The 24,240-nt window shown below is 60.2% G+C and carries 20 protein-coding genes and 1 tRNA gene; 13 read left to right on the plus strand and 8 right to left on the minus strand.

Annotation, left to right across the window (positions count from 1 at the left end; all coding sequences use genetic code 11):
- Positions 1-62 precede the first annotated feature (62 nt).
- Positions 63-476 (minus strand): cupin domain-containing protein, encoded by a 414-nt coding sequence (locus ACXX9E_RS20995; RefSeq protein ID WP_458556101.1) that lies wholly within the window; start codon positions 474-476, stop codon positions 63-65.
- 123 nt (positions 477-599) lie between these two features.
- The gene (locus ACXX9E_RS21000; protein ID WP_447808799.1) at positions 600-1,508 is read right to left on the minus strand and encodes a transcriptional regulator GcvA; all 909 of its coding nucleotides are present in this window, start codon (positions 1,506-1,508) and stop codon (positions 600-602) included.
- A gap of 109 nt (positions 1,509-1,617) precedes the next feature.
- Here ACXX9E_RS21000 and gstA point away from each other — a divergent pair, with 109 nt between their 5' ends.
- From gstA to ACXX9E_RS21015, 3 genes are all read left to right on the plus strand, one after another.
- Positions 1,618-2,229, plus strand: coding sequence for a glutathione transferase GstA (gene gstA / locus ACXX9E_RS21005; RefSeq protein ID WP_458556102.1), 612 nt, complete (start codon positions 1,618-1,620; stop codon positions 2,227-2,229).
- 70 nt (positions 2,230-2,299) lie between these two features.
- Positions 2,300-2,680, plus strand: a complete 381-nt coding sequence (locus tag ACXX9E_RS21010) for a RidA family protein (protein WP_123464338.1) — start codon at positions 2,300-2,302, stop codon at positions 2,678-2,680.
- 211 nt (positions 2,681-2,891) lie between these two features.
- Complete coding sequence (locus ACXX9E_RS21015) at positions 2,892-4,880, plus strand: peptidase U32 family protein (protein ID WP_123464336.1); 1,989 nt, start codon at positions 2,892-2,894, stop codon at positions 4,878-4,880.
- Between the two features lie 114 nt (positions 4,881-4,994).
- On the opposite strand, the gene ACXX9E_RS21020 is transcribed toward ACXX9E_RS21015, so the two are convergent.
- Positions 4,995-5,069: transfer RNA gene (locus ACXX9E_RS21020), tRNA-Gln, on the minus strand.
- A 320-nt stretch (positions 5,070-5,389) separates the two neighbouring features.
- On the opposite strand from ACXX9E_RS21020, the gene ACXX9E_RS21025 reads away from it, so the two are divergent.
- Positions 5,390-6,424 carry an alpha/beta fold hydrolase gene (locus ACXX9E_RS21025; RefSeq protein WP_186747950.1) on the plus strand — a complete coding sequence of 345 codons (1,035 nt, stop codon included), beginning with the start codon at positions 5,390-5,392 and terminating at the stop codon, positions 6,422-6,424.
- Positions 6,425-6,533: 109 nt separating this feature from the next.
- On the opposite strand, the gene souR is transcribed toward ACXX9E_RS21025, so the two are convergent.
- The 5 genes from souR to ACXX9E_RS21050 are packed head-to-tail and all read right to left on the minus strand — an operon-like array spanning position 6,534 to position 11,844.
- Positions 6,534-7,556: a transcriptional regulator SouR gene (gene souR, locus ACXX9E_RS21030; RefSeq protein ID WP_222832779.1), complete on the minus strand. Its 1,023-nt coding sequence runs from the start codon at positions 7,554-7,556 to the stop codon at positions 6,534-6,536.
- Between the two features lie 50 nt (positions 7,557-7,606).
- Complete coding sequence (locus ACXX9E_RS21035; protein WP_458556103.1) at positions 7,607-8,728, minus strand: agmatine deiminase family protein; 1,122 nt, start codon at positions 8,726-8,728, stop codon at positions 7,607-7,609.
- Between the two features lie 46 nt (positions 8,729-8,774).
- On the minus strand, positions 8,775-9,878 hold the full coding sequence (locus ACXX9E_RS21040; RefSeq protein ID WP_458556104.1) for an extracellular solute-binding protein: 1,104 nt from the start codon (positions 9,876-9,878) through the stop codon (positions 8,775-8,777).
- Position 9,879: 1 nt separating this feature from the next.
- Positions 9,880-10,788 (minus strand): N-carbamoylputrescine amidase, encoded by a 909-nt coding sequence (gene aguB, locus ACXX9E_RS21045; protein WP_458556105.1) that lies wholly within the window; start codon positions 10,786-10,788, stop codon positions 9,880-9,882.
- A 3-nt stretch (positions 10,789-10,791) separates the two neighbouring features.
- Complete coding sequence (locus ACXX9E_RS21050; RefSeq protein WP_458556106.1) at positions 10,792-11,844, minus strand: agmatine deiminase family protein; 1,053 nt, start codon at positions 11,842-11,844, stop codon at positions 10,792-10,794.
- 111 nt (positions 11,845-11,955) lie between these two features.
- Here ACXX9E_RS21050 and ACXX9E_RS21055 point away from each other — a divergent pair, with 111 nt between their 5' ends.
- The 9 genes from ACXX9E_RS21055 to ACXX9E_RS21095 all read left to right on the plus strand — a co-directional run bounded on the left by ACXX9E_RS21055 (position 11,956) and on the right by ACXX9E_RS21095 (position 24,138).
- Positions 11,956-12,825 (plus strand): LysR substrate-binding domain-containing protein, encoded by an 870-nt coding sequence (locus tag ACXX9E_RS21055; protein WP_458556107.1) that lies wholly within the window; start codon positions 11,956-11,958, stop codon positions 12,823-12,825.
- 292 nt (positions 12,826-13,117) lie between these two features.
- Positions 13,118-13,981 (plus strand): putative selenate ABC transporter substrate-binding protein, encoded by an 864-nt coding sequence (locus tag ACXX9E_RS21060; RefSeq protein WP_128614322.1) that lies wholly within the window; start codon positions 13,118-13,120, stop codon positions 13,979-13,981.
- Complete coding sequence (locus ACXX9E_RS21065) at positions 13,978-14,775, plus strand: phosphonate ABC transporter ATP-binding protein (RefSeq protein ID WP_458556108.1); 798 nt, start codon at positions 13,978-13,980, stop codon at positions 14,773-14,775. Before ACXX9E_RS21060 ends, ACXX9E_RS21065 begins: the two co-directional genes overlap by 4 nt.
- A complete protein-coding gene (locus ACXX9E_RS21070) occupies positions 14,769-15,593 on the plus strand; it encodes a PhnE/PtxC family ABC transporter permease (protein ID WP_458556109.1) in 825 nt (274 codons plus the stop codon). The genes ACXX9E_RS21065 and ACXX9E_RS21070 overlap by 7 nt, the downstream gene beginning before the upstream one ends.
- Positions 15,590-16,357, plus strand: a complete 768-nt coding sequence (gene phnE / locus ACXX9E_RS21075; RefSeq protein ID WP_458556110.1) for a phosphonate ABC transporter, permease protein PhnE — start codon at positions 15,590-15,592, stop codon at positions 16,355-16,357. The genes ACXX9E_RS21070 and phnE overlap by 4 nt, the downstream gene beginning before the upstream one ends.
- A 189-nt stretch (positions 16,358-16,546) precedes the next feature.
- Complete coding sequence (locus tag ACXX9E_RS21080) at positions 16,547-18,226, plus strand: MFS transporter (RefSeq protein ID WP_123464302.1); 1,680 nt, start codon at positions 16,547-16,549, stop codon at positions 18,224-18,226.
- A 164-nt stretch (positions 18,227-18,390) separates the two neighbouring features.
- Positions 18,391-19,794: a hypothetical protein gene (locus ACXX9E_RS21085; RefSeq protein WP_458556111.1), complete on the plus strand. Its 1,404-nt coding sequence runs from the start codon at positions 18,391-18,393 to the stop codon at positions 19,792-19,794.
- Positions 19,795-21,108, plus strand: coding sequence for a YncE family protein (locus ACXX9E_RS21090; RefSeq protein WP_458556112.1), 1,314 nt, complete (start codon positions 19,795-19,797; stop codon positions 21,106-21,108). It begins immediately after the preceding gene.
- Positions 21,109-21,393: 285 nt separating this feature from the next.
- The gene (locus ACXX9E_RS21095; protein ID WP_458556113.1) at positions 21,394-24,138 is read left to right on the plus strand and encodes an immunoglobulin-like domain-containing protein; all 2,745 of its coding nucleotides are present in this window, start codon (positions 21,394-21,396) and stop codon (positions 24,136-24,138) included.
- Positions 24,139-24,240: the final 102 nt, after the last annotated feature.

The raw sequence follows: 24,240 nt of genomic DNA on the forward strand, positions 1-24,240 counted from the left end.
GACCGACGTCCGGTAGGCGCAATGTGCCGCAGCGCCTGCAGGTATTGCGTCTTGGCCCTCGTTCAGGGCTTGAGTATCAACAACGGCTCGCCCTTCTTGACGATATACGTCGCCAGTTCCGCCCCCTTGTCCTGACCGACATTGCGCGCGATGTGCGCCACGCCTTCTGGAATGTACAGCGAATCCCCGGCCTTCAGTGTCACGGGCGCCCTACCCTCCAGTTGGTATTCAAAAGTGCCGCGGATCACATACGCCACTTCCACGCCCGGATGCGCATGGCGCGGTGAGGTCACGCCGGGTTCGAAATCGACCCGCGCCTGTATCACTTCACGGTCGGCTGCACCGAGGTCCTGGCGAACCAGATCGGTGCGGCTCAGGCCTTGTTGCCAGGCCTTGGGTTGGGTGTCAGCGGCGTGTGCGGTGCCGATCAAAGACGCGAGTATTGCAGCGGTAGCCAGAAACAGTGGACGGCGCATGATGTTGCCCTTTCGAACGTAGTGGTGGGTTGACCGCTACTGTGAGCCAGGCCTGTAGGGCGGATGTGTCGCAAACCTGGGGTTTGTTATCGCCGTGTATACCGAATCGGATTTGATACAGGCTTATACAAAGATTTCGCCGGGGTACTGCTGCGCCATCAACCATGTCCTCAAGGCGACGATTTTCTTCGAGTCCGCGGTTTCATGGGGCGTCACCAGATAGAACCCCAACTCATCCTTCAAGCGCAGTGCAAAAGGCGCGACCAGACGCCCGGCCCGCAGATCATCGGCAACATAGGTCGAACGCCCGATGCACACCCCCTGCCCGTCAACGGCGGCCTGCACGGCCATCATCGCCAGGTCGAACGTCAGCCGCGGCCCTTCAGCCAATGTCGCTGACTCACCGGCTGCGCTCAGCCAGCGGTTCCAGTCTCCGGCGGTCATGCCACTGACTTGCAGCAAGGTGCGATCAAGCAAATCTGCAGGCGTGTTCAGCCCTTTCGAGGTGCTGAGCAACGCCGGGCTGCACACCGGGAAAATCTCATCGGACATAAGAAAATCCGCACGCAAACCTTTCCAGTCGCCGCGCCCGTAACGAATGGCCGCATCAATGCCGCCCTGGCGAAAATCCACCAGGTCGGTGGAGGCGCTGATTCGCACATCTATATCGGGGTTGGCTTGCTGGAACGACGGCAGGCGCGGCAGCAGCCATTTGGAGGCCACGGAGACCAGGGTATTGATGGTCAGCACCGTGTTTTGACGCGACGCCAACAATGCCTGCGTCGCATGGCGCAATTCATGAAACGCCGCACGGATGCCGGGCAAATAGGCCTGCCCCTCTTCAGTGAGCGCCAGCCCCTCCTTGAGCCGCAAAAACAAGGTCACGCCAAGCTCGTCTTCAAGTCGCCGAATCTGATGACTGATGGCAGTTTGCGTAACGTGCAGTTCTGCGGCGGCCTTGGTAAAGCTCATATACCGAGCGGCGCACTCAAAGGCTCGCAAGCCATTTAGGGAAGGCAGTCTGGCGACCATGACAATTCTATATCCATGAGATTTTGTCATACGCTAGCACTGCAAATGACCTTTGCGAAAGCCTGCTCGCGCAACGGATCCTGACACCTCCCCATCCACTGGAAGTGCCATGAAACTGTATTTCGCGCCCATGACCTGTTCGTTGTCCCCGCATATCGTGTTGCGAGAGCTGGGCCTGCCCTTCGAGCTGATTCGCGTCAACAATCAGAGCAAGCGCACGGCTGACGGCCGTGACTTTCGCGAAATCAATCCCAAGGGCTACGTCGCTGCACTGATGCTGGATAACGGCGAGGTGTTGACCGAAGGCCCGGCCATCTTGCAGTTCCTTATTGATCGCGTCCCCGCCACCCAACTGGCACCCGCTCCGGGCACCTGGGAGCGGACACGTTTGCAGGAATACCTGAGCTTCATCAACGCGGAAATCCATGGCGGCAGTGCACCGCTGTTCGATGCGCGGATTCCGCCGACGATCAAGGCGATTTTCAAGGAGAAACTGTTCAAGCGCCTGGACTACCTGAACCGCAAACTCATGGATCAGGACTACCTGATGGGCACGTTCGGTGTCGCCGATGCCTACCTGTTCACCGTGCTCACGTGGCTGCCGAACTTCAATATCGAACTGGCGGACTGGCCGGCGCTTGCCGCCTACGCGCACCGGGTGTCCGCTCGTCCCAGTGTCCTGGCGACCATGGCGGCGGAAGCGGCGACGCAGCCGGTGTAAGCGAACGGGCCATGTCGACGCTGAAGCTGTAAACTGGCGCGATCTTCATTCGCTCAAACAAGAGATCAGCATGGCCAATCAAGACATCACCTTCACGCCCGATCCGGATGCGGACTCGATTTCCTCGGACGTCGCCACCTTCGGCGGGATCATGGTTTCCACGCAGATTCCGACCCGCGCCGATGGCAGCCTGGAACTGGGCGGCATCACCGAGCAGAGCGAATGCACGCTGCAAGCGCTGAAAGTCGCCCTGGAGCGTGCCGGCAGCTCGATGGACCGGGTCATGCACCTGACCATCTACCTCACCGACATGGCCGACCGCGCCGCGTTCAACGAGGTGTACAAGCGTTTCTTCGCCAAACCGTGGCCGGTGCGTGCCGCAGTCGGCGTTGCCTCGCTGGCCGTTGAAGGCATGCGCGTAGAAGTGACCGCAATGGCCGCCAAGGCCTGATTCACACCCGCCAACCCTGTGGCAGCGAGCCTGCTCGCACACGCTTCAGTTCAGTCTCCGTTGAGGTTGAATGTGCCGGCGCCATCGCGAGCAGGCGCGCTCCCGCTGGGGCGGGCACCGTGTCTGCTGCCATCGGGCAGCACAGACGTGCCGGGCGCACGTTTCGCGGGTAGAATGCGCGGCTAACCGTGACAGCCTGACTAAAAAAACTATGTCCTTGCCCAAGCATCACCTGGAATTGCTCAGCCCTGCCCGCGATGTGGCCATCGCCCGCGAGGCGATCCTGCACGGCGCCGACGCCGTATACATCGGCGGCCCGAGTTTCGGCGCGCGCCACAACGCCTGCAACGAAGTCAGCGAAATCGCCGAACTGGTGGAATTCGCCCGCAAGTACCACGCGCGCATCTTCACCACCATCAACACCATCCTGCACGACAACGAGCTGGAGCCGGCACGCAAGCTGATCCATCAGTTGTACGACGCCGGGGTCGACGCGCTGATCGTTCAGGATCTGGGCGTGATGGAGCTGGACATCCCGCCGATCGAACTGCACGCCTCGACCCAGACCGACATCCGCACTCTGGAGCGGGCGAAGTTCCTCGATCAGGCCGGTTTCTCGCAACTGGTGCTGGCTCGCGAACTGAACCTGAAAGAAATCCGCGCCATCGCCGATGAAACCGACGCCGCCATCGAGTTCTTTATCCACGGTGCGTTGTGCGTAGCGTTCTCCGGCCAGTGCAACATTTCCCACGCGCAGACCGGGCGCAGTGCCAACCGTGGCGACTGCTCCCAGGCCTGCCGTCTGCCGTACACCCTCAAAGACGAAAAGGGTGGCGTGATCGCTTACGAAAAACACCTGCTGTCGATGAAGGACAACAACCAGAGCGCCAACATCCGCGCGCTGGTCGAAGCGGGTGTGCGCTCGTTCAAGATCGAAGGTCGCTATAAGGACATGGGCTATGTGAAGAACATCACGGCCTACTACCGCCAGCGCCTCGACGACGTGCTCGAAGACCGCCCGGACCTGGCCCGCGCCTCCAGCGGCCGCACCGCGCACTTCTTCCTGCCCGATCCGGAAAAAACCTTCCACCGTGGCAGCACCGATTATTTCGTCACCGATCGCAAAATCGACATCGGCGCCTTCGACTCGCCGACCTTCACCGGCCTGCCGGTGGGTACCGTCGAGAAAGTCGGCAAACGCGACATGCAGGTCGTGACCCACGAGCCGCTGTCCAACGGTGACGGCCTCAACGTACTGGTCAAGCGTGAAGTGGTGGGTTTCCGTGCCAACATCGCCGAAGCCAAGGGCGAGTTCGAGGAAGATGGCGAGAAGCGCTACCGCTACCGCGTCGAGCCGAACGAGATGCCTGAAGGCCTGTACAAACTGCGCCCGAACCATCCGTTGAACCGTAACCTCGACCACAACTGGCAACAGGCGCTGCAGAAAACCTCCTCCGAGCGTCGCGTGGCCCTGAGCTGGATGGCGCGTCTGCGTGAAGAGCAACTGGAAGTGACCGCCACCAGTGAGGAGGGCATCAGCGCCAGCGTTACCCTGAACGGCCCGTTCGGCGTCGCCAACAAACCGGAGCAGGCGCTGGAGCAACTGCGCGATCTGCTCGGCCAGCTCGGCACCACGCAATACCACGCCACCGACATCAAGCTGGATGCGCCTCAGGCATTCTTCATCCCGAACTCGCAGCTCAAATCCCTGCGCCGTGAAGTGATCGAAGCCCTGACCGCCGCTCGTGTCGCTGCGCACCCGCGTGGTCGCCGCAAGGCCGAAACCACTCCGCCGCCGGTGTACCCGGATTCGCACCTGACTTTCCTCGCCAACGTCTACAACCAGAAGGCCCGCGACTTCTACCACCGTCACGGCGTGAAGCTGATCGACGCAGCGTACGAAGCGCATGAGGAGCCAGGCGAAGTGCCGGTGATGATCACCAAGCACTGCCTGCGCTTCTCCTTCAACCTGTGCCCGAAACAGGCCAAAGGCGTGACCGGCGTGCGCACCAAGGTGGCACCGATGCAGCTGATTCACGGCGATGAAGTGTTGACGCTGAAATTCGACTGCAAGCCGTGCGAGATGCACATCATCGGCAAGATGAAAGGCCACATTCTCAACCTGCCGCAACCGGGCAGCGTGGTCGGCCACATCAGCCCTGAAGACCTGATGAAAACCATCCCCCGCGCCCCGCACTGAGTGGTTGGCGAGTACGGTGCTGCGGCGCCGTACTCGCCCGCCCTTCTGCGAATACACCAAATCGCAGGCATAAAAAAACGCCAACTTCTTGCGAAGTTGGCGTTTTTTCGAATATGGCAGGGGCGGCTGGATTCGAACCAACGCATGGCAGGATCAAAACCTGCTGCCTTACCGCTTGGCGACGCCCCTACTGCTCTGTCCAGCGCCTCGTTGAGGTTCGCTGTGAGAACGGGGCGCAATTTACCAACATTCATTTCGTTTGTGAAGCCTGATGTGAAATATTTTTTGTTTTAAAACAGCGACTTATTATTTTCGACCGGATACGGGCCAATGATCAGGCCGTTTCGCGCCGTGTATCACACTGTGTACGCCCCCCCGCTGCGACACATCGCCTTTCAACAACGCCGTTCTTCGACACAGGCCAGATACGCCCCCGCGCTCAAATGCACTCAAGGTTTGAAGGGGTGAATCGCACCCCTTGGCCAAAGGCTCGCAAAGGAGACGTCACCATGAAGATGGCACCGCACACCCGCAAAACCGCCACGGCACTTGGCTTGTCGATGCTCGCTGTGTCGTTGTTCGGCGCCTTTGGCACCGCCCAGGCACACACCACGGAACCGGCCGCCGTCAGCTATTCAGCGCCCTCACCCTTCGGCCCGCTCAAGCACGTGAAGGCCGGCCTGCTCGACGTGGCCTACGCCGAAACCGGCCCGGCCGACGGCCCGGTGGTGATCCTGCTGCACGGCTGGCCCTACGACATTCACAGCTACGATGAAGTCGCGCCGTTGCTGGCCGCCAAGGGCTACCGGGTGCTGATGCCGTATGCGCGGGGTTATGGCGACACGCAGTTCCTCTCCAAAGACACCCTGCGCAACGGCCAACCGGCGGCGCTGGCCAGTGACGTCATCGACTTCATGGATGCGCTGCAGATCAAGCAAGCGGTGCTCGGCGGTTATGACTGGGGCGCACGTTCGGCGGACATCGTTGCGGCGCTTTGGCCGGAACGCGTGAAAGCGCTGGTATCGGTCAGTGGCTACCTGATCGGCAATCAGGCCGCCGGGCAGAACCCGCTGCCGCCCAAGGCTGAATTGCAGTGGTGGTATCAGTTCTACTTCGCCACTGACCGTGGTCGCGCTGGCTACGAAAAGAACACCCACGACTTCGCCAAACTGATCTGGCAACTGGCCTCGCCGCAGTGGAAATTCGACGACGCCACGTTTGACCGCAGCGCCACGGCCCTGGAGAACCCCGATCACGTCGACATCACCGTGTTCAACTACCGTTGGCGTCTGGGCCTGGTGCAGGGCGAAGCGAAATACGCCGCACTGGAGCAGAAACTCGCCACCGCGCCGTCCATCAAGGTGCCGACCATCACCCTTGAAGGCGACGCCAACGGCGCGCCGCATCCGGCGCCAGAGGATTACGCCAAGCGCTTCACCGGCAAGTATCAGTTCCGCTTGATCAATGGCGGGATTGGCCACAACTTGCCGCAGGAAGCTCCGCAGGCGTTTGCCAAGGCTGTGATTGATGCGGATCACCTGTAAAGCCCCTCACCCTTGCCCTCTCCCGGAGGGAGAAGGAACTGACGCAGGTGATTGGAAGAGCACGTCGCCTTGGGATATCGGGGTGAACTCAGGTCAGTAACGGCTTCGGTTATTTGACGAGGCGTTTTTCCTTCGACGGCCGATAACCGAAATACGAGCTGTAACACTTGCTGAAATGGCTCGGTGAAACAAACCCGCACGCCACCAGCACTTCCACCTGCGACAGTTCAGTGTGCTGCAGCAACCGCCGCGCTTCGGTGATGCGCAGTTCCAGGTAATAACGCTGCGGCGTGGTGCCCAGTTGTTCCTTGAACAAGCGCTCCAGCTGACGACGGGATCGGCCGGCATACACCGCCAGTTGCTCCAGCTCCAGCGGCTCTTCGAGGTTGGCGTCCATCAGTTTCACCACTTCCCGCAACGGCGCACTGACGCAGATGTTTTCATCCGGTTTGATCCGCCGATAGCGCGACTCTTCGAACGCCAGAATGTCCTCGACACCCTCGACCAACGCCTTGCCGTGCAGGCCCTTGATCCAGTCCAGCGCCATGTGGAAGGCTCCGGACGGGCTCGACGCGGTGAGCCGGTCGCGATCGATCACGTAGGGTTCGCTGCTGACGTGGGTGGACTTGGCGATTTCGGTCAGCGCCGGACGATGTTCCGGGTGGATCGCACAACGATAACCGTCAAGCAACCCGGCCCGGCCGAGAAACCACGAACCGTTCCACAACCCGGCCAGGGTGATGCCGCGTTCCGCCGCCACTTTCAGCAAACCGATGAATGCCTCGCTCGCCCGCAGTTCGGTGCGATAACCGCCACAAATCACCAGCAGATCCAGGTCTTGCAACGCCGCCAGATCCATCTTCGCATCCGGGCGAATCACCAGCCCCAGATCGCTGACAACTTCACCCTCGCCCAACCCGAAGGTACGGGACGAAAACAGTCCCGGGCGCAACAGGTTACTGGTGACAATCGTGTCCAGCGCCTGGGTGAAGGCCGGCAATGAAAAGTGTTCGAGCAGCAGGAAACCGGTGCGGGTCATGCGGGTGTCAGCGGATTGTTCATTCAGGTAGCGGAGGTTTTTCCCCTTCATGCCTCCGCTGAATTGGCGTCGTTCGATCAAGGTCGGGCCCATTGGTGATGTTGTTATCCGCCGATAGTTGGCCCGATCCGCCTCCGAGTCAATCACGCCTGTGGTTGATGGCTGGTCACGCAGTGAATCCCGCCGCCGCCGGCGGCAATGGCGTCGATGTCGAGCTGCACGATTTCACGCTCCGGGTACAGCTCGGCGAGCAGGTCGTAGGCCTGTTTATCGGCTGCCTTATCGCCGAATTCCGGGGCGATGATCGCGCCGTTGATCACGAAGTAATTGATGTAGCCAGCGGCAAAGTCCGGGTTGTTCTGGCTGAACTTGCTTTTGCGCGGTTTGAGCGGCGGCGAAACCGTGTGGATCTGCAATGTGCGCCCGTCGGCATCAGTGGCGCGCTTGAGGATTTCCAGGTGCGCCAGGGTGACCTTGTGATCGTAGGATTCAGGGTCGGTGTCGAGGTTGGCGATGACGACGCCAGGCTTGATGAACCGTGCGTAGAAATCGACGTGGGCGTCGGTGATGTCCTTGCCCTTGATGCCCGGCAGCCAGATGATTTTGCGCAAGCCCAGACGCTCCTTCAGTTCTGCTTCGACGTCAGCTTTGCTCCAGTCAGGATTGCGGTTGGCGTTGATCCAGCTGCTCTCGGTCATGATCCCGGTACCGTGGCCATCGACTTCGATCCCCCCGCCCTCGCCCACCAGTTCGCTGCGTTGGTAAATGGCTTGCGCGTCGTCGGCCACTCGCGCGGCGATCTGTGCGTCCTTGCTGTGCCGCTGCTTGCCGCCCCAACCGTTGAAATTGAAATCCACCGCGCCCAGACCGCCCTTGTCGTCGATCACGAAGTTGGCGCCGATGTCGCGCATCCAGATGTCATCCAGCGCGGCCGCCACGTACGTGATGTTGTGAGTGCCGCAATGTGTTTCGGCGAGGCTGCGCTCGTGCTTGCGGCAGAACACCGTAACCGGTTCGAAGCGGGCAATGGCTCGGGCGACGCGGCCCAGGGCTGCCTGCACATCCGCAGTGAAGTCTTCCCAGATTGCATCCTGCGCGCCGAAGGCAATGTAGGCGCGCGCGTGTTTGTCCCCCTCATCGGGCATGAACCAGCGCCCTTGTGCAGCGGCGAATACCTTGCCCGGCGACAGGCCGAGGCCCATGAACGTTGCGCCGACACCTGCGGCGACCGTGACTTGCTTGATGAACTCGCGACGAGTCGACATGTTGCAGTTCCTGTAAAAAAAGGCCGGCCAACCCGCCGGCCTTGGGTCATTGGCCGGTGGCCGTCTTGAATTTGGTCCAGGTGCGCATGCGGGCGCGCATGTCGGCCTGGGGGATATCCTTGCCCGGAATCAACCGAGCATAGGTTGCCTCGTCGAGGTAGATGTCCGGGTTGTCGCGCATGCTTGCATCGACGCCCGAGCGCGCCTTGGCGCTGGAAGTCGGGTAACCGGTGAAGTTACTGATCGCGGCCATGTTCTCCGGGCGCATGACGAAGTTGATAAACGCGTAGGCGTATTCCGGATGTCGGGCGTCGACCGGAATGGCCATGGTGTCCATCCACACCGTGGTGCCTTCACGGGGCACACGGTACTGGAAGCGTGTGTGCTTGCCGGCGCTGTCCGAGGTGCGCTGGGCCTGAGTCATGTCGCCGCTGTAACCGAGCGACAGACACAGATTGCCGTTGACCAGATCCGTCACCGGTTGCGACTGGAACTTGCGAATGTACGGCCGCAGCTTCATCAACAGCTCACTGGCCGCCGCCAGATCCGCCGGTTTCGCACTGCGCGGATCGCGCCCCAGGTAATTGAGCACCACTGCCAGCGCTTCATCGGGCGAATCGATCATCGAGATCCCGCAATCGGCGAACTTCGCCGCCAGCTCCGGTTTGAACAACATGTCCAGACTGTTCACTGGCGCATCGGCCACGCGCTGTTTGATCTGCTCGACGTTATAGGTCAGGCCAATGGTGCCCCAAGTGTAAGGCACCGTGGCTTTGCTGGAGTGTTCGTAATGGCTGCGCAGCTTCTGCAAACCAGGCTCGATGTCGCCCAGTGCGGTCAGCTTCGATTGATCCAGCGGCATCAGGCTGCCGGCACGCATCAGACGCTCGGCCACGGTGTCGCCGGGGAAAATCAGGTCGTAACCGCTGCCACCGGAGAGCATCTTGGCTTCGAGGGTTTCGCTGCCGTCCATGACGTCGTAGATCACTTTGATCCCGGTTTCGGCGGTGAACCGGCTCAGCGTGTCTTCGGCAAAATAATCGGCCCAGTTGTATAGCCGCAGGGTTTTGTCTTCGGCGTGCAGCGACGGCATTGCGCAGGTCAATGCCAGGCCAATCGCGCCGAGCAACCGCTTGTGTTGAGTCGTCATGTCAGACCCCTTGAGTGTTCCAGCGTGCGTGGAGGTGGCGGCCATCCTGGCTGAGCAACGCGCCGTACATGTCCGGACGGCGATCGCGATAGATGCCCCAGCTCAGGCGCTCTTCGCGTATGGAGGCAAGGTCGAGTGAGTGGACAAGCACGCCGCTGCTGTCGCGGTCGGCCGCCGCGAGCAACTGGCCCTTGTGATCGCTGATGAACGACGAGCCGTAGAAGCTCATTTGCAGATGAGGATCGGTGCTCGCCACTTCGCGACCAACGCGGTTCGACGCCACCACCGGCAGCAGATTGGCGGCGGCGTGGCCGCGCATGGTCATCTGCCAATGGTCGCGGGAATCCAGTGCCGCGTTGCCCGGCTCCGAGCCGATGGCCGTGGGATAGAGCAACACTTCAGCGCCCATCAACGCCAGGCAGCGCGCGGTTTCCGGGAACCACTGATCCCAGCAGATGCCCACGCCGAGGCGGCCGAACGCGGTATCCCATACTTTGAAACCGCTGTCGCCGGGGCTGAAATATTCCTTCTCCTGATAGCCGACGGCGTTGGGAATGTGGGTCTTGCGGTACACGCCCGACAGACGTCCGTCAGCATCGGCGACGGCCAGCGAATTGAAATAGGCATTGCCGGCCTTTTCGAACCAGCTCAACGGCAACACCACGCCCAGCTCCTGGGCCAGTGCGGCGAAGCGCGCGAGGACGCGGCTGTCGCGATACTCCTCGGCAAGCGCCATATGTTGATGATTCTGTTCGATGCAGAAATACGGCGTGGCGAATAGCTCCTGCAACAGGACCACTTGCGCGCCCTGCTGCGCCGCGTCGCGTACAAGTTGCTCGGCCCGGTCGAGGTTGCCCGGCAAATCCCAGGTGCACGGCATCTGGGTGGTGGCGATGGTCAACAAGGTCATCGTTCAACCCTCCACCGGCCAGGCCGGCTGTTGTTGGGTGATGCAATGCACACCGCCGCCGCCATGCGCCAGGTGATTGATCCGCACCGGCACCACTTCGCGCCCGGGGAAGGCTTGCGCCAGCGTTTTCGCCGCCAGGTGATCGGCCTCGATGCCGTAGGCCGGCATGATGATCGCGCCATTGACGATGTAGAAATTGGTGTACGAGGCGCAGAACACTTCAGCTTCGGTATCGACCGCGTCGGTGGCTTCGAACAGCTCGATCAGCTCGAACTTGCGTCCGTGGGCGTCGGTGGCCAGTTCCAGTGCACGACGGTTTTCCCGTGCCACTTCGGCGTAAACCGAAGACTGATCACGCGTCGCATCCACCAGCAAGACGCCGGGCCGGGCGAAGGCACAAACGCCATCGACGTGGCCGTCAGTCATGTCGCCGGTAACGTAGTCCGGATCGCCCGGCAGCCAGATGGTTTTCTTCGCGCCGAGCAGGCGACTGAAGATTTCCTCCATCTCGGCCTTGCTCACGCCAGGGTTGCGATTGGGGTTGAGCAGCACCGATTCGGTGGTGATCAGCGTGCCTTCGCCATCGACATGAATCGCCCCGCCCTCGTTGCTCAGCGGTGTGCCGAAGCATTCCAGGCCAAGGTGATTGAGCGCACGGCGCGCCAGGCTCTCATCCAGATCGTGCGCCGACTTGCCGCCCCACGCGTTGAAGCGCCAGCTCACACCGGCCAGCCCATGTTGCGGGTGGCAGACGAAACTCGGGCCGGAGTCGCGGCACCAGCTGTCGTTGACCGCCAACGGAATCAGTTCGATGTTCGGTCCGCACAGGGCTTTGGCACTGGCGAGCGCCGAAGGATCGACCACCAGTTTCACCGGCTCGAAACGGGCGATGGCGTTGGCCACGCCAGCGAAATCCTCCTGCACCTGCGCCAGGGTCACGCGCCAGCCGGATTCCCACAACGCCTGGTTGTGCGGCCAGACCATCCACGTCGCAGCATGGGTTACCCATTCTGCCGGCATCATCCAGACGCTGTTTTTATTGTCGTTGTGCTGCATGATAAACCTCGCTAGTTAAGCCATTGTGTTCACGGCGACCATGCTACGGACGCAAAAACAGGCAAACAAACGATGGATTTAGCGCACAACTGATTAGAGGAACTTATCGACATGCTCAAGCACTGGCCGCCGCTCAGCTCCCTGCGCGGCTTCGAAGCCGCCGCCCGACTGGGCAGTTTTCACAAGGCCGCCGATGAGTTAAACCTCACGCAGTCGGCGATCAGTCAGCAGATCCGCAACCTTGAGGCGTATCTGGAACAACCGCTGTTTTTCCGCAGCGGTCGCAGCGTCGCGCTCACCGACGCCGGGCAGGATCTGCTCAGCACCACCCAGTCCATGCTCCAGCAACTGGCCGTGGGCATTCGTCGTTTGGGCCAATACCAGAAACCCAATCAACTGGTGCTCAACACCACGCCGGCGTTCGCCCGGCACTGGCTGCTGCCGCGCCTGGGGGATTTCCGCGCGCGACATCCTGAAGTCGATCTGTGGATTTTCAGCACCGACGAAGTGCCAGACATGGCCACCCAGACCATCGACCTTGCCGTGCGTGACGACATCAGTTCGCAAGCCGAATGCAGCTTCAAAGTGCTGCACACCGACCGCCTCTATCCGGCCTGTCATCCGAGCGTTTTAGCCCTGCCAGCAGAGCAACGCACCACACTGCATGGTGAGCGGGAAATGGACTGGAGCCATTGGGCCGTCGAGGCCGGGCTCGATCTCGGCCAGCGCGATCAGGGGTTGAATTTTTCCGATCCGGGATTGCTGCTCGACGCTGCCTGCTCCGGGCTCGGCATAGCCCTGGTCAGTCAGTTGCTCAGCCGCCAGGCCAGGGTCGACGGCACGTTGCAGCCGATGGTTGAACAGACCATTCGCGGGCCGAACTGGGCGCTGCTGACCCATCGCGACAGCGAGAACATGCCGATGGCGCGCAGTTTTACCGAGTGGCTGCTGAGCGATCTGGCCAAGGCTGATTCGCCTTGAGCTAGCGCGGACTCAGTGGCCGGCGCCGTTGCGCCAGCCACTTCCACTCGCCAGCCGGCGAACCACCGGTACGTCAAACCACTGAAAAGGCACCCGCGCACAGGCAAACCGGCAGGCGCGTGCCGCAGCGCCTACAGCTATATCGCGTAAAACATCGCAAAGTACCAATGCTGGTCTTTGACGCCTCGAATGCGTATAACCTCGCCGTTTCGTCTACCCTGACGTTGCGCGCCGCGTTGATCTTGCTGCGGCGGCCCAATCGCCTTCAGACGCTCATGAAACGGAGAATTCCATGCTCAAACGAACCCTGGCACTGACCGCCGGCCTGGCCCTGTCCTTATCCGCGCTGGTGGCGCAAGCCGCTGATGTGCTGAAGGTCAGCGCGATTCCCGATGAAGCCCCGACCGAGTTGCTGCGCAAATTCGAGCCGCTGGGCGCCTATCTGGAGCAGCAATTGGGCATGAAGGTGCAGTTCGTGCCGGTGGCCGATTACCCGGCGGTGGTTGAAGCGCTGGCGACCGATCGCCTCGACCTGGCCTGGCTTGGCGGTTTCACCTTCGTGCAGGCGCGTTTGAAGACCGACGCGACAACGCCTGTGATCCCGTTGGTCCAGCGCGAGCAGGATGCGCAGTTCACCAGTAAATTCATCACCGCCGACCCGAACGTGAAAAGCCTGGCCGACCTCAAGGGCAAGACCTTCGCGTTCGGTTCGGTGTCGTCCACTTCCGGCAGCCTGATGCCGCGTTATTTCATGCTGAAAAACGATGGCATCAAGCCGGAAGCGTATTTCAGCCGCGTTGCCTACTCCGGCGCTCACGACGCCACCGTCGCCTGGGTGCAGGCGGGCAAAGTCGATGCCGGTGTGCTCAACGCCAGTGTCTGGCAGAAACTGGTCGATGCCGGCAAGGTCGACACCAGCAAGGTAAAAGTCTTCGCCACCACCCCGACCTACTTCGATTACAACTGGACCGTGCGCGGCACCCTCGATCCGGCCCTGGCGGCGAAGATCAAGAAAGCCTTCCTTGACCTCGACCCGGCCAACCCGGAGCAGAAGAAGATCCTCGATCTGCAAGCCGCCAGCCGCTTCATTGAAACCAGGCCGGAGAACTACAAGGGTATCGAGGAAGCCGCCCGCGCTGCCGAACTGCTGAAATGACACTACGCCTCAACCATGGCAGTCTGCGCCACGCCAACGGAGTCGATGCCCTGCGCGGCATCGACTTGCAGATTGGCGCGGGCGAACAGGTCGCTATCATCGGCCCGTCCGGGGCCGGTAAATCGAGTTTGCTCAACCTGCTGGCCACCGCCTTGCGCCCCAGTAGCGGCGACGTCGAAGTGCTGAGCGAGCGCGCCTGGCACTTGTCTGCCCGCCAACGCCAACGCCTGCGCGCGCGCATCGGCCTGGTGCATCAGGCACCGCCGCTGCCGCCGCGTCAGCGCGTGGTCACGGCGGTCCTGGCCGGCAAGCTCGGCCAGTGGAGCCTGGGTAAAAGTCTGCTGAATCTGTTGCATCCACTGGACGTGCCCGGCGCCCGCGCGGCGTTGGCGCGGCTGGATCTGGGCGACAAATTGTTCGCCCATTGCCAGCAACTCTCCGGCGGCCAGTTGCAACGTGTCGGGATTGCGCGAGTGCTGTATCAGGCACCGGAAATCCTGTTGGCCGATGAACCGGTGTCGGCGATGGACCCGGTGATGGCCGGGCACACGTTGTCGATCCTGTCGCGCCACGCCCGTGAGCACAACGTCACACTGGTGGCTAGCCTGCATGCGGTGGATCTGGCGTTGTCGCACTTCCCGCGAATCATCGGTTTGCGCGACGGGCAGATTCTGTTCGACAGCCCTTCCGATCGTGTCACCCCGGAAATGCTCGACGCGCTGTACGCCAACGAACAACTGCAATCACCGACCGTTGCAGCGGTGCCTTTGACTGTGCAGATTCCACGATGCTGAAGGCCGATTCACGGGACCCGGCCGCGTGGCCACGTGTGTTGCTGACGGTGCTGGCGATTGCTTTGCTGTGGCCGGGCATTCAGCTCAGCGAGCTAAATCTGGGCGTATTGCTCCCCGACAGCCAGAATGAAATGGGCCGGTTTGTCGCGCAGTTCTGGCCACCGGCGCATGACGAAGGGTTTCTTCAGCTGCTGCTCAAAGCCACCCTGCAAACCCTGGCCATCGCCACCGCCGGCATGGCCCTGGCGCTATTGCTGGCAATCCCTGCCGGCCTGCTGGCCAGTCGCGCCCTGTCGCTGTCGGCGGCTTCGCAGGGTGGCGTGCCCAGTCGCCTGGGACGATTGCTGCGCTGGCCGGTGCGCGGCCTGCTGATCTTTTTGCGCAGCGTGCCGGAGATCGTCTGGGCGCTGCTGTTCGTGCGCGCTGTTGGCCTCGGTCCGGCGGCGGGCGTGCTGGCCATCGCGATCACCTACAGCGGCATGCTCGGCAAGGTGTATGCGGAGATTTTCGAGTCCACCGACCAGCGCCCGGCGCATACCTTGTTGCAGGCCGGCAGCGGTCGGCTGGCAGCGTTTGCCTACGGCACGCTGCCGAATGTCGCGGCGGAACTGCTTTCGTACACGGTCTATCGCTGGGAATGCGCGATCCGCGCTTCGGTGGTGATGGGGTTTGTCGGCGCCGGCGGGCTGGGCCAGCAAATCGACTTGTCGATCCGCATGTTCGCCGGCGGTGAAGTCGCCAGCATTCTGCTGACCTTCCTGCTATTGGTGCTGGGCGCCGATCAGCTCAGTCGCTTGCTGCGCTGGAGGCTGACATGAATCGCCTGATCAACCTGTTGCTGATCGCGGGCATCGGCGTGGCCGTTATCGCTTCGTTCGCCTACCTGGGCCTGGACCTTGGTAAACTGGGCAGTGCCACCAGCCTCAAGCAGATGGGCGCCTATGTGCAGCGTTTCCTCAGCCCGGACCTGAGCGCGGGGTACCTGAAAGCGATCTTCCATGGTTCGCTGGAAACCCTGGCCATGTCAGCCCTCGGCACCCTGCTCGCGGCGGTGTTCGGCATCGTCCTCGCTCTGCCCGCCGCCGGGCGTTTTGGCTGGCCGCTGCAAAGTGCTTCACGGTTGCTGCTTAACGGTCTGCGAGCAATTCCGGAACTGGTCTGGGCCGCGCTGATGGTGCTCGCCGCCGGACTCGGCCCGAACGCCGGCACCCTCGCCCTCGCCTTGCACACCACTGGGGTGCTCGGTCGTTTGTTCGCCGAAGCGCTGGAAAATACCCCGCCACAACCGGCCGAAGCCATTCGTTTACAGGGCGGCAATCCGCTCCTCGCCTTTTGCTACGGCACCCTGCCGAACCTTGCGCCGCAACTGCTCGCCTACGTTCTGTACCGCTGGGAAAACAACATCCGCATGGCCAGCGTGCTGGGTTTTGTCGGTGCCGGCGGGCTGGGGCAGATGTTGTACGTCAGCCTCAGTCTGTTCCAGGAAGCGCAGGCCAGCACGGTGATTCTGGCGATGCTGGTGCTGGTGTTTGTGGTCGACTGGTTGAGTGCGTGGAGCCGCCAGCGTTGGGTCAAGGCGTAGACGCAGATGCTGGTGAGTGGATATCTGCCAGAAGCTGATTATGCTCAAGGAAACCTTGCACACCCGCGAGGCGCTCAGACTGTGCAGGTTTCATGCGACCGCAAGGGCGGCATTTGCCACAAGGCCAGAGTGCGATAAGCAGTAACGGGGGACTCCGGCCTACAACAATAAGCACAACGGAGAACACCCATGGCCACAACCTACACAACGTCCACCGGCAGTCCACCGCGCAGCGGCGGCATCACCAAGGAAGAGCGCAAGGTCATCTTCGCCTCGTCCCTCGGTACGGTTTTCGAGTGGTACGACTTTTACCTCTACGGCTCGCTGGCGGCGATCATCGCCAAACACTTCTTTGCCGGCGTCAACGAAACCACTGCGTTCATCTTTGCCCTGCTCGCCTTTGCGGCAGGGTTTGCCGTGCGGCCGTTCGGTGCGATTGTGTTTGGCCGGCTCGGCGACATGATCGGGCGCAAACACACGTTCCTGATCACCATCGTGATCATGGGGATCTCGACCGCTATCGTCGGCTTGCTGCCCGGTTACGCGACCATTGGCGTCGCCGCGCCGATCATCCTGATCACCCTGCGCTTGCTGCAAGGCCTGGCGCTGGGCGGCGAGTATGGCGGCGCCGCGACTTACGTGGCCGAACACGCGCCACGCAACAAGCGCGGCTTCTTTACCTCGTGGATTCAAACAACCGCAACGCTGGGCCTGTTTTTGTCGTTGCTGGTGATTCTCGCCTGCCGCACCGCGCTGGGCACCGAAGCGTTCGAAGCCTGGGGCTGGCGCATTCCGTTCCTGCTGTCGATTCTGCTGCTGATCATCTCGGTGTACATCCGCCTGCAACTGAGCGAGTCGCCGGTGTTCCAGAAAATGAAGGCCGAAGGCAAGGCATCGAAAGCGCCGCTGACCGAATCCTTCGCCCGTTGGAACAACCTGAAAGTGGTGATCATGTCGCTGCTCGGCGGCACGGCCGGCCAGGCCGTGGTCTGGTACACCGGGCAGTTCTATGCGCTGTTCTTCCTGTTGCAGACCCTGAAGATCGACCCACAGACCGCTAACCTGCTGATCGCCGGTTCACTGCTGATCGGCACGCCATTCTTCGTGATTTTCGGTAGCCTCTCCGACCGCATCGGGCGCAAGCCGATCATCATGGCCGGCTGCATTCTGGCGGCGCTGACCTACTTCCCGATCTTCCATGCGCTGACCCAGTACGGAAATCCCGACGTGTTCATCGCCCAGGAGAAGAACCCGGTCAAAGTGATCGCCAATCCCGATCAGTGTTCGTTCCAGTTCGACCCGGTGGGCAAGGCCCGATTCACCAGTTCCTGTGACCTGGCCAAGACCCTGCTGGCGAAACGGGCGATCCCGTATGAGAACGTGATTGCCGAACCCGGCACCATCGCGCAAGTGCGCATTGGCGACAAAGTGGTCGAGAGTTTCGAAGGCAGTGCGCTGCCCGCTGCCGACTTCAAGACGCGCAATGATGCCTTCACCGCGACCCTCGGCACCGCACTCAAGGACGCCGGTTACCCGGAGAAAGCCGACCCGGCAAAAACCAACTACCCAATGGTGCTGCTCTTGCTGACCGTGCTGGTGATCTACGTGACCATGGTCTATGGCCCGATCGCCGCGTGGCTGGTGGAACTGTTCCCGACGCGCATCCGCTACACCTCGATGTCGCTGCCCTATCACATTGGTAACGGCTGGTTTGGCGGCTTCCTCCCGACAGTGGCGTTCGCCATGGTCGCCGCCACCGGCGATATCTATTACGGCTTGTGGTACCCGATCGTGATTGCCGTGATGACCGCGGTACTCGGCATATTCTTCCTGCCGGAAACCAAGGATCGCGACATTCTCAAGGATTGAACCGAATCCCTGTAGGCGCTGCCGCAGGCTGCGGTAGCGCCTACAGCGGTTGGCGCAAGCGCATAAATGACCGCTCGTCGCCACCTGTAAGATCTGACAGGTGCGCTTTACCCCACAACGCGCTCTGATAACTCCTGCCGGTCCACCACGCAGGAGCCTCATTCATGACCACCTCAACCCCACCGGACAACACCGTCCTCGTCCTGAGGCCGCCAATCGTCAACGGCCAAACCATGCCCGTGGTAGGTGCACACATCGGTGTGCCCCTGGTGGCCTATGACGGTGAAGGCGCGGTTGTCCTCGTCGATCCTCCGCTGAAGGGCACCATGGACCCCGGGGATGTCATGGAGCTTTGGCTTGAGGGAGAGGCGGCTGCACTGGACAGCAAAACCATTGAGTATCCGGATGTGCGCACCACGTTGCGTATTCCCAAGGGCCGACTGCACCCGGACAAGGTCAACGAGCTGTACTACACCGTCACGCGCGCCAGTAACAATCAAGACAGATCCACACCCTCGCTGGAAATACTCTATAACCGCATCCGTCCGGGTCTGAAGGATCGGTACGACGCCCCCGGCGGCCATTCCGAACTCGAGTTGCTGCTGCCGGATGTCATCAGAAATGGCGTCGATCCCGATTTCGTCAACGCGCAAGTCAGCGTTTCATACCCGTACTGCAGGGCCTACGACAGCATTACCCTCAAATGCAACGGCGAGCAAATGACCGTCAAGGTGAAGCCGACCGAGGCTCCACCACCCCCTAACCCAGGCTCGGAAGTCCCGATCACCATTCACTTCACTGTGGATCGCGCATTTCTCGACAAAGCCAAACGGCTGGACCAGAAACTGCATTTTTCCTACACCGTCACCGACCAGATCGGCAACGGTCCGGACACCGATGCGCCGTGGTCGCCGGTGCAGACCGTGGATGAGGATCTGGATGGTACGCGCCTGCCGATGCCGATTCTGCTGGAACGCAAAGAAGACTTTCCGGGGGATGACGCGAGCATCATTGACCTTGAGAAACTCGCCGGCAATCCGTTGCTGATCGTTGTGATAACGGCGGACAACCGTTTTGTCGTGGGCGATGACGTCATCGCGACCTATACCGCAACAAACACAGGCCAACCCGCCGATGTAGTAATACCCGTTTCCGGCAAAGTGGAAGCGGATCCTTTCGGCGCGAAGAAAACCTTGTTCCTTGAAGTCGCCAACGACAAGGTTTTCGCTGGCAGTGACGTCACCGTAACCTACGAGTTGCGCAGGTCCAACGGTGATCTGGTGGCCAACTCCAACACAGCTAAAGCAACGGTGACAGGGACCAACCCAATAGAACTGCTGCCGCCATTTCTGGTGGCACCGGCGGTCGACCCGATTGATGTACTGGCCTATCCGAACGGCGTGACGGTGCGGATCGAATACCTCCAGGCCCTTGATGTGGACAAAGCTCGGCTGGTGGAGGTCAATCCGCCAGCGGGTGCGCCGAAGTTTCCATTGGTGCCATTCAATGCCAATAAGCGGGTGAACACGGTGCTGAGTCCGGCGTATCTAGAGGCTCGGCAAGGCTAGGTGATCGAACTGCATTGGAACCTGAATCGCAACAATCAACAAGCTGGCCGCTCAACAGAGCTGAACTTAACGATATTGAAACTTCCTGCGGTCCTGTTTTTTATCAACGCCCCTTACCTCATCGCCCCTGCGGGTCGATTGAAAGAAGTCGTTATTCGCGTTGGCTCCGAGGCTCAACCGATTGCTGATGCAAAAGTGACGTTGACCCTTCCTGATGGCTTCAGATACGCCGATGGCGGCTCGGGTGATCGGGAATTCATTAGCGATGCTTTGGGTTTGATCACCGTTAATGACATTAAAGGTTCGAGCCGTCCGGGCGAAGTCGCCCTGATTGCGACCCATGCAGGTCGAACAGAAAGCGCTAAGGTTGTTGTTCAGGCTCATGGGCCGGTAGGCAGGATTGAGATGGTAGCCCAGCCTCACACGATCATCTTCAGTCGAGATGGCAAGAGGGCCTATGTCGGTTGTGATTCCCCAGAATCCATCGCTGTCATTGATACCGCCTCGAACACCGTAATAGACAGATACTTGGTCGGGACCGTCCAGTATGATTTTGCTTTAAGCCCAGACGACAAATTCCTGTATGTCACCGCTGTGCTTAATGCAAAAAACACGCTCTACATCCTTGAAGCGGCCACAGGGAAAACAGTCAAAACAATAGAAAGCACGCAGGACCAGACACATATATTTTTCAAGCCAGATGGAACAGAATTTTTTAGGTGCCTTCATGGATATGGAATCTCTCTCACTAATACAGCAACAGAGCTTCCGCGCAGCCTGGCTACTCTAAAAAACCCAGCATCAGGTACATTTACTAATGACGGGAAACTTCTTTACGTGTGTATCACTACCCCGGGATCTTCTGTCGCGGTGATCGAAACCGCCACCCTCAAGGTGCTGCGTAATATCACCATAACCCCAAAAGCAAGTTACTGCGCGCTCAGCCCTGATAACAGCCGCCTATATGTCGTCCATTACAGCGATACCCCGTATCCAGGGGTGACGGTAATCGACACCAGCAACGACAAGCCCATCACGAACATACCGACAGCTCAATCCATGCACCTCGTATTAAGTTCAGGTGGAGACTTTCTATATGTCCCATCCCGAGCAAGCCAATCGGTATTGGTGATCGACACAAAAAACTTCAGCACTCGCAACATCCCGGCACCCGGTAGTTATCATGGGCTTGCCCTCACCCCAGACGACTCGCGCCTTTTTGTGTGTCTCGCTGATAGCCGTGCGATAGATGTCTTTCAGATTGAAAATACAGCAGATAATTTAGGATGGAGCGAACCCGGTTTACAGCCATAACAGGCAATCCGGGAACAGAAAAAACTTTTCACTGGAACAATCATCGCTCGGTAGTTAGTGCAAAAGATCGTAGCCTTCGGCGACTCCTGCAAAAATCAGGAACTGCCGAAAGCTGCGATCTTTTGCTTTTGAGGGCTTACCCGATTCGAACCTGTCCGCTAACAGTTAGCTGCACCCTGACCACTCGTCGCAAACCCCAACGCACCTGTCAGATCTGACAGGTGCGCTTTCCCCCACAACGCGCTCTGATAACTCCTGCCCGCCCACCGTCCAGGAGCCGTAAACATGGCCACAGCCAAATCCAGCGACAACACCATATTGGCGCTATTCCCTCCCCACGCTCCAGAAGCCACTACCCCGGTGGTCGGTGCTGTCTATGGTGTGCCCAAGCATGTCTACGACCTCAAGCCCATGGGCCTGACCATCGTCGTCGACCCTCCGCAATCTGGCACGCTGCAAGAAGGCGATGTCATTCGGCTGCGGCTCAACGGCGCCGATACCGAAGCCACAAAAACCGTCCTGGCTGGCGAAGAAAATTCCCGTCACACCCTGTACCTGCCCAAGGGCCTGCTGCTGACCGATCGCGTCAATACCCTCGTTTACACCATCACCCGCATCAGCGAGAACAAAGGCACCTCCACGCCGGAGCTGACCCTGCTGTACAACACCATCCGCCCCGGCATCGAGGATCGCTCGCCCGGCGATAGCGCCCATTCCGAACTGCAACTGATCCTGCCCCAGGACGTGCTCGACGACGGCATCGACGCCGACCGCGCCAAACAGGGCGTGCAAGTATGTTTCGCCTACCCTTACTGCCGCGCCTACGACCAGATCCGATTGAACTGCAACGGTCAGGATGTCACGCACACCGTGACCGCCGCCGAGGCCCAGCCCATTCCCTCGGCCGAGCCGACAACGATCTGCGTCATGGTCGACGAAGCAGTGTTCCTGAGCGCCGGGGACAACCCGAAGTTCATCTTTTCCTACACCGTCACCGACCAGCTCGGCAACGGGCCGGACACCGATTCGCCCTATTCCGGCGCGGTGGAGGTCGATGTGAACCTGAAGGAAACCCGCCTGGTCGCCCCCGATCTGGCCGAGGATCCGGATGACCCGAACGACGATCCGAGCACTATTGATCTGGACAAACTCTCCGGCAAGGATCTGACCGTATTGGTCCACACCTTTGCTCCGTTGTGGCAACCCAACGATAAAATCCGCGTGAGCTACAGCGCCACCGCGGCGAACGGCACCGTTACCCTGCACAGTGTGGAACAGGACGTCGTGCGCATCCCGTTCACCTACAAACTGATGGTGCCCAACGCCAAAGTAATCGCCGGCAGCGTGGTGCGGGCGAAGTACGAATTGCTGAAAAATGGCAACGTCTTCGCCACTTCGAAAAATGCCGTGGCCGAAGTTACCGGCTCAGAGGCTATCGAGTTGTTGCCGCCGGTGCTGCTGAAACCGGCGGTGAGCCCGATCGACGTTCTGGCGTATCCGCAGGGCGTGACCATCCGGGTCGAATATCTGGGCGCTCTGCCAGGCGACAAAGCGCGGCTGGTGGAGGTCAACCCACCGGCAGGCGCACCGCAGTTTCCACTGGTGCCGTTCAACAATAATAAACGCACAAACACTGTATTAAGTCCGGCGTTCCTGGCAGCCAGGCATGGCAAGGAAATTCGGTTGCGGTGGAACCTGAATCGCGATAATGCACAGAAAGGCAAGTCGCCTGATTTGAACCTGAGCGTGTCGAAGATTAACGAGGGCGATACGCGTTTGCCGACGCCGGTGGTGGATGGCAAGACCGGCAATGAACTCGACGTGGCGCTGTTACAGCCCACCGCCCAGCTCACCGTTGCGACCTGGCCGCACGTCGAGGGTGAGCGGCTGTGGTTGCAATACGAGGGCAAGGACAATCAGGACAAGACCGTGACCTTCGACGACCTTCGCGGTGAAGTGGGCGTGGGTGCATCAGGCTTGAGCCGGACGGTGCCGCTGGACTGGTTGAAAGACTTGAAAGATGGCAGTGAGTTGAAGGTGACGCTCAAGGTTAATTTTGATGGGGTGCCGAATGCGGCGACGGCGGTTGGGTTTCCTCGGCGCATTTACACCGTCAGCACCGTGGAGGATGTGAAACCGACAATAGACTCAATCAAAGGCTTACCGAGCAACATCGAAATCCCGGACAACGGCGACACAGTAGAAACTTCAGTGATTCTCATCGGTATAGCCGCAAGGGGCCAACAAGTTGATGTAGTGGATGGTGACGAATCTAAAGGTGAACCCTTCGCAAGTCCGACAGATGGAGAATGGAGGCTGACTGTTACAGATCTGGACTTGGGCAGTCACAGTTTTACTGCCAAAGCGCTGTACGGCTCTGGCGCATCGTCGCCGGCCAGAACACTGACAGTAGAGCCGCCATTCCCCGTCCTTGATCCCGGTGCTGACAAAACGCTAAACCTGATGACCTTCATCGTAGCCGAGGGACGGCCACCGCTGTACGCGCCGGCAGAGGCAATCTTCACGCAAGCGGCATCAGGTGGTATAGGTCCCTACAAATACATCTCGTCAAACCCTGTTGTAGCCAGTGTGACCGAGCTAACAGGAACGGTAACTTGCAGAACCAATGGCACCACAAGAATCAGCATCACTGACGCCAACGGTACACAAGCTTCTTACCTGGTGACGGTTGGGGGGATCAGAACCATATTGAGAAACGACTCGACTTGGCGGTCATGGCCGAACGCCCACAGTTACTGCATTTCAAGAGGTGGGCGCCTTGCCACTCTCGCTGAAATGAGAGCGTTTTATGATCTCTACGCCAAAGAACGAGCTGACGTGGCGGCCCTGCTGGGATGGCCCTTGATTCAAAATCATCCCAGCGCACTTTTCGGTGCGTGGCTTGCAGATGGCGGCGGCGGCTCACATTACTATTTCAATCTTACGGGAACCTTCGGAAATTCGGGTAGCGTCCCATGGGGTACCAATACGGATGGATATGGGCGACCAGCGTTATGTTTGTATGGCTGATTAAACCTAACAACTAAACGGGGCCAAACCACATTTTCCCGTTTTTTAGTACAAAAGATCGCAGCCTTCGGCGACTCCTGCAAAAATCAGGAGCTGCCGAAG

Source organism: Pseudomonas sp. GNP014 (genome assembly GCF_054344005.1).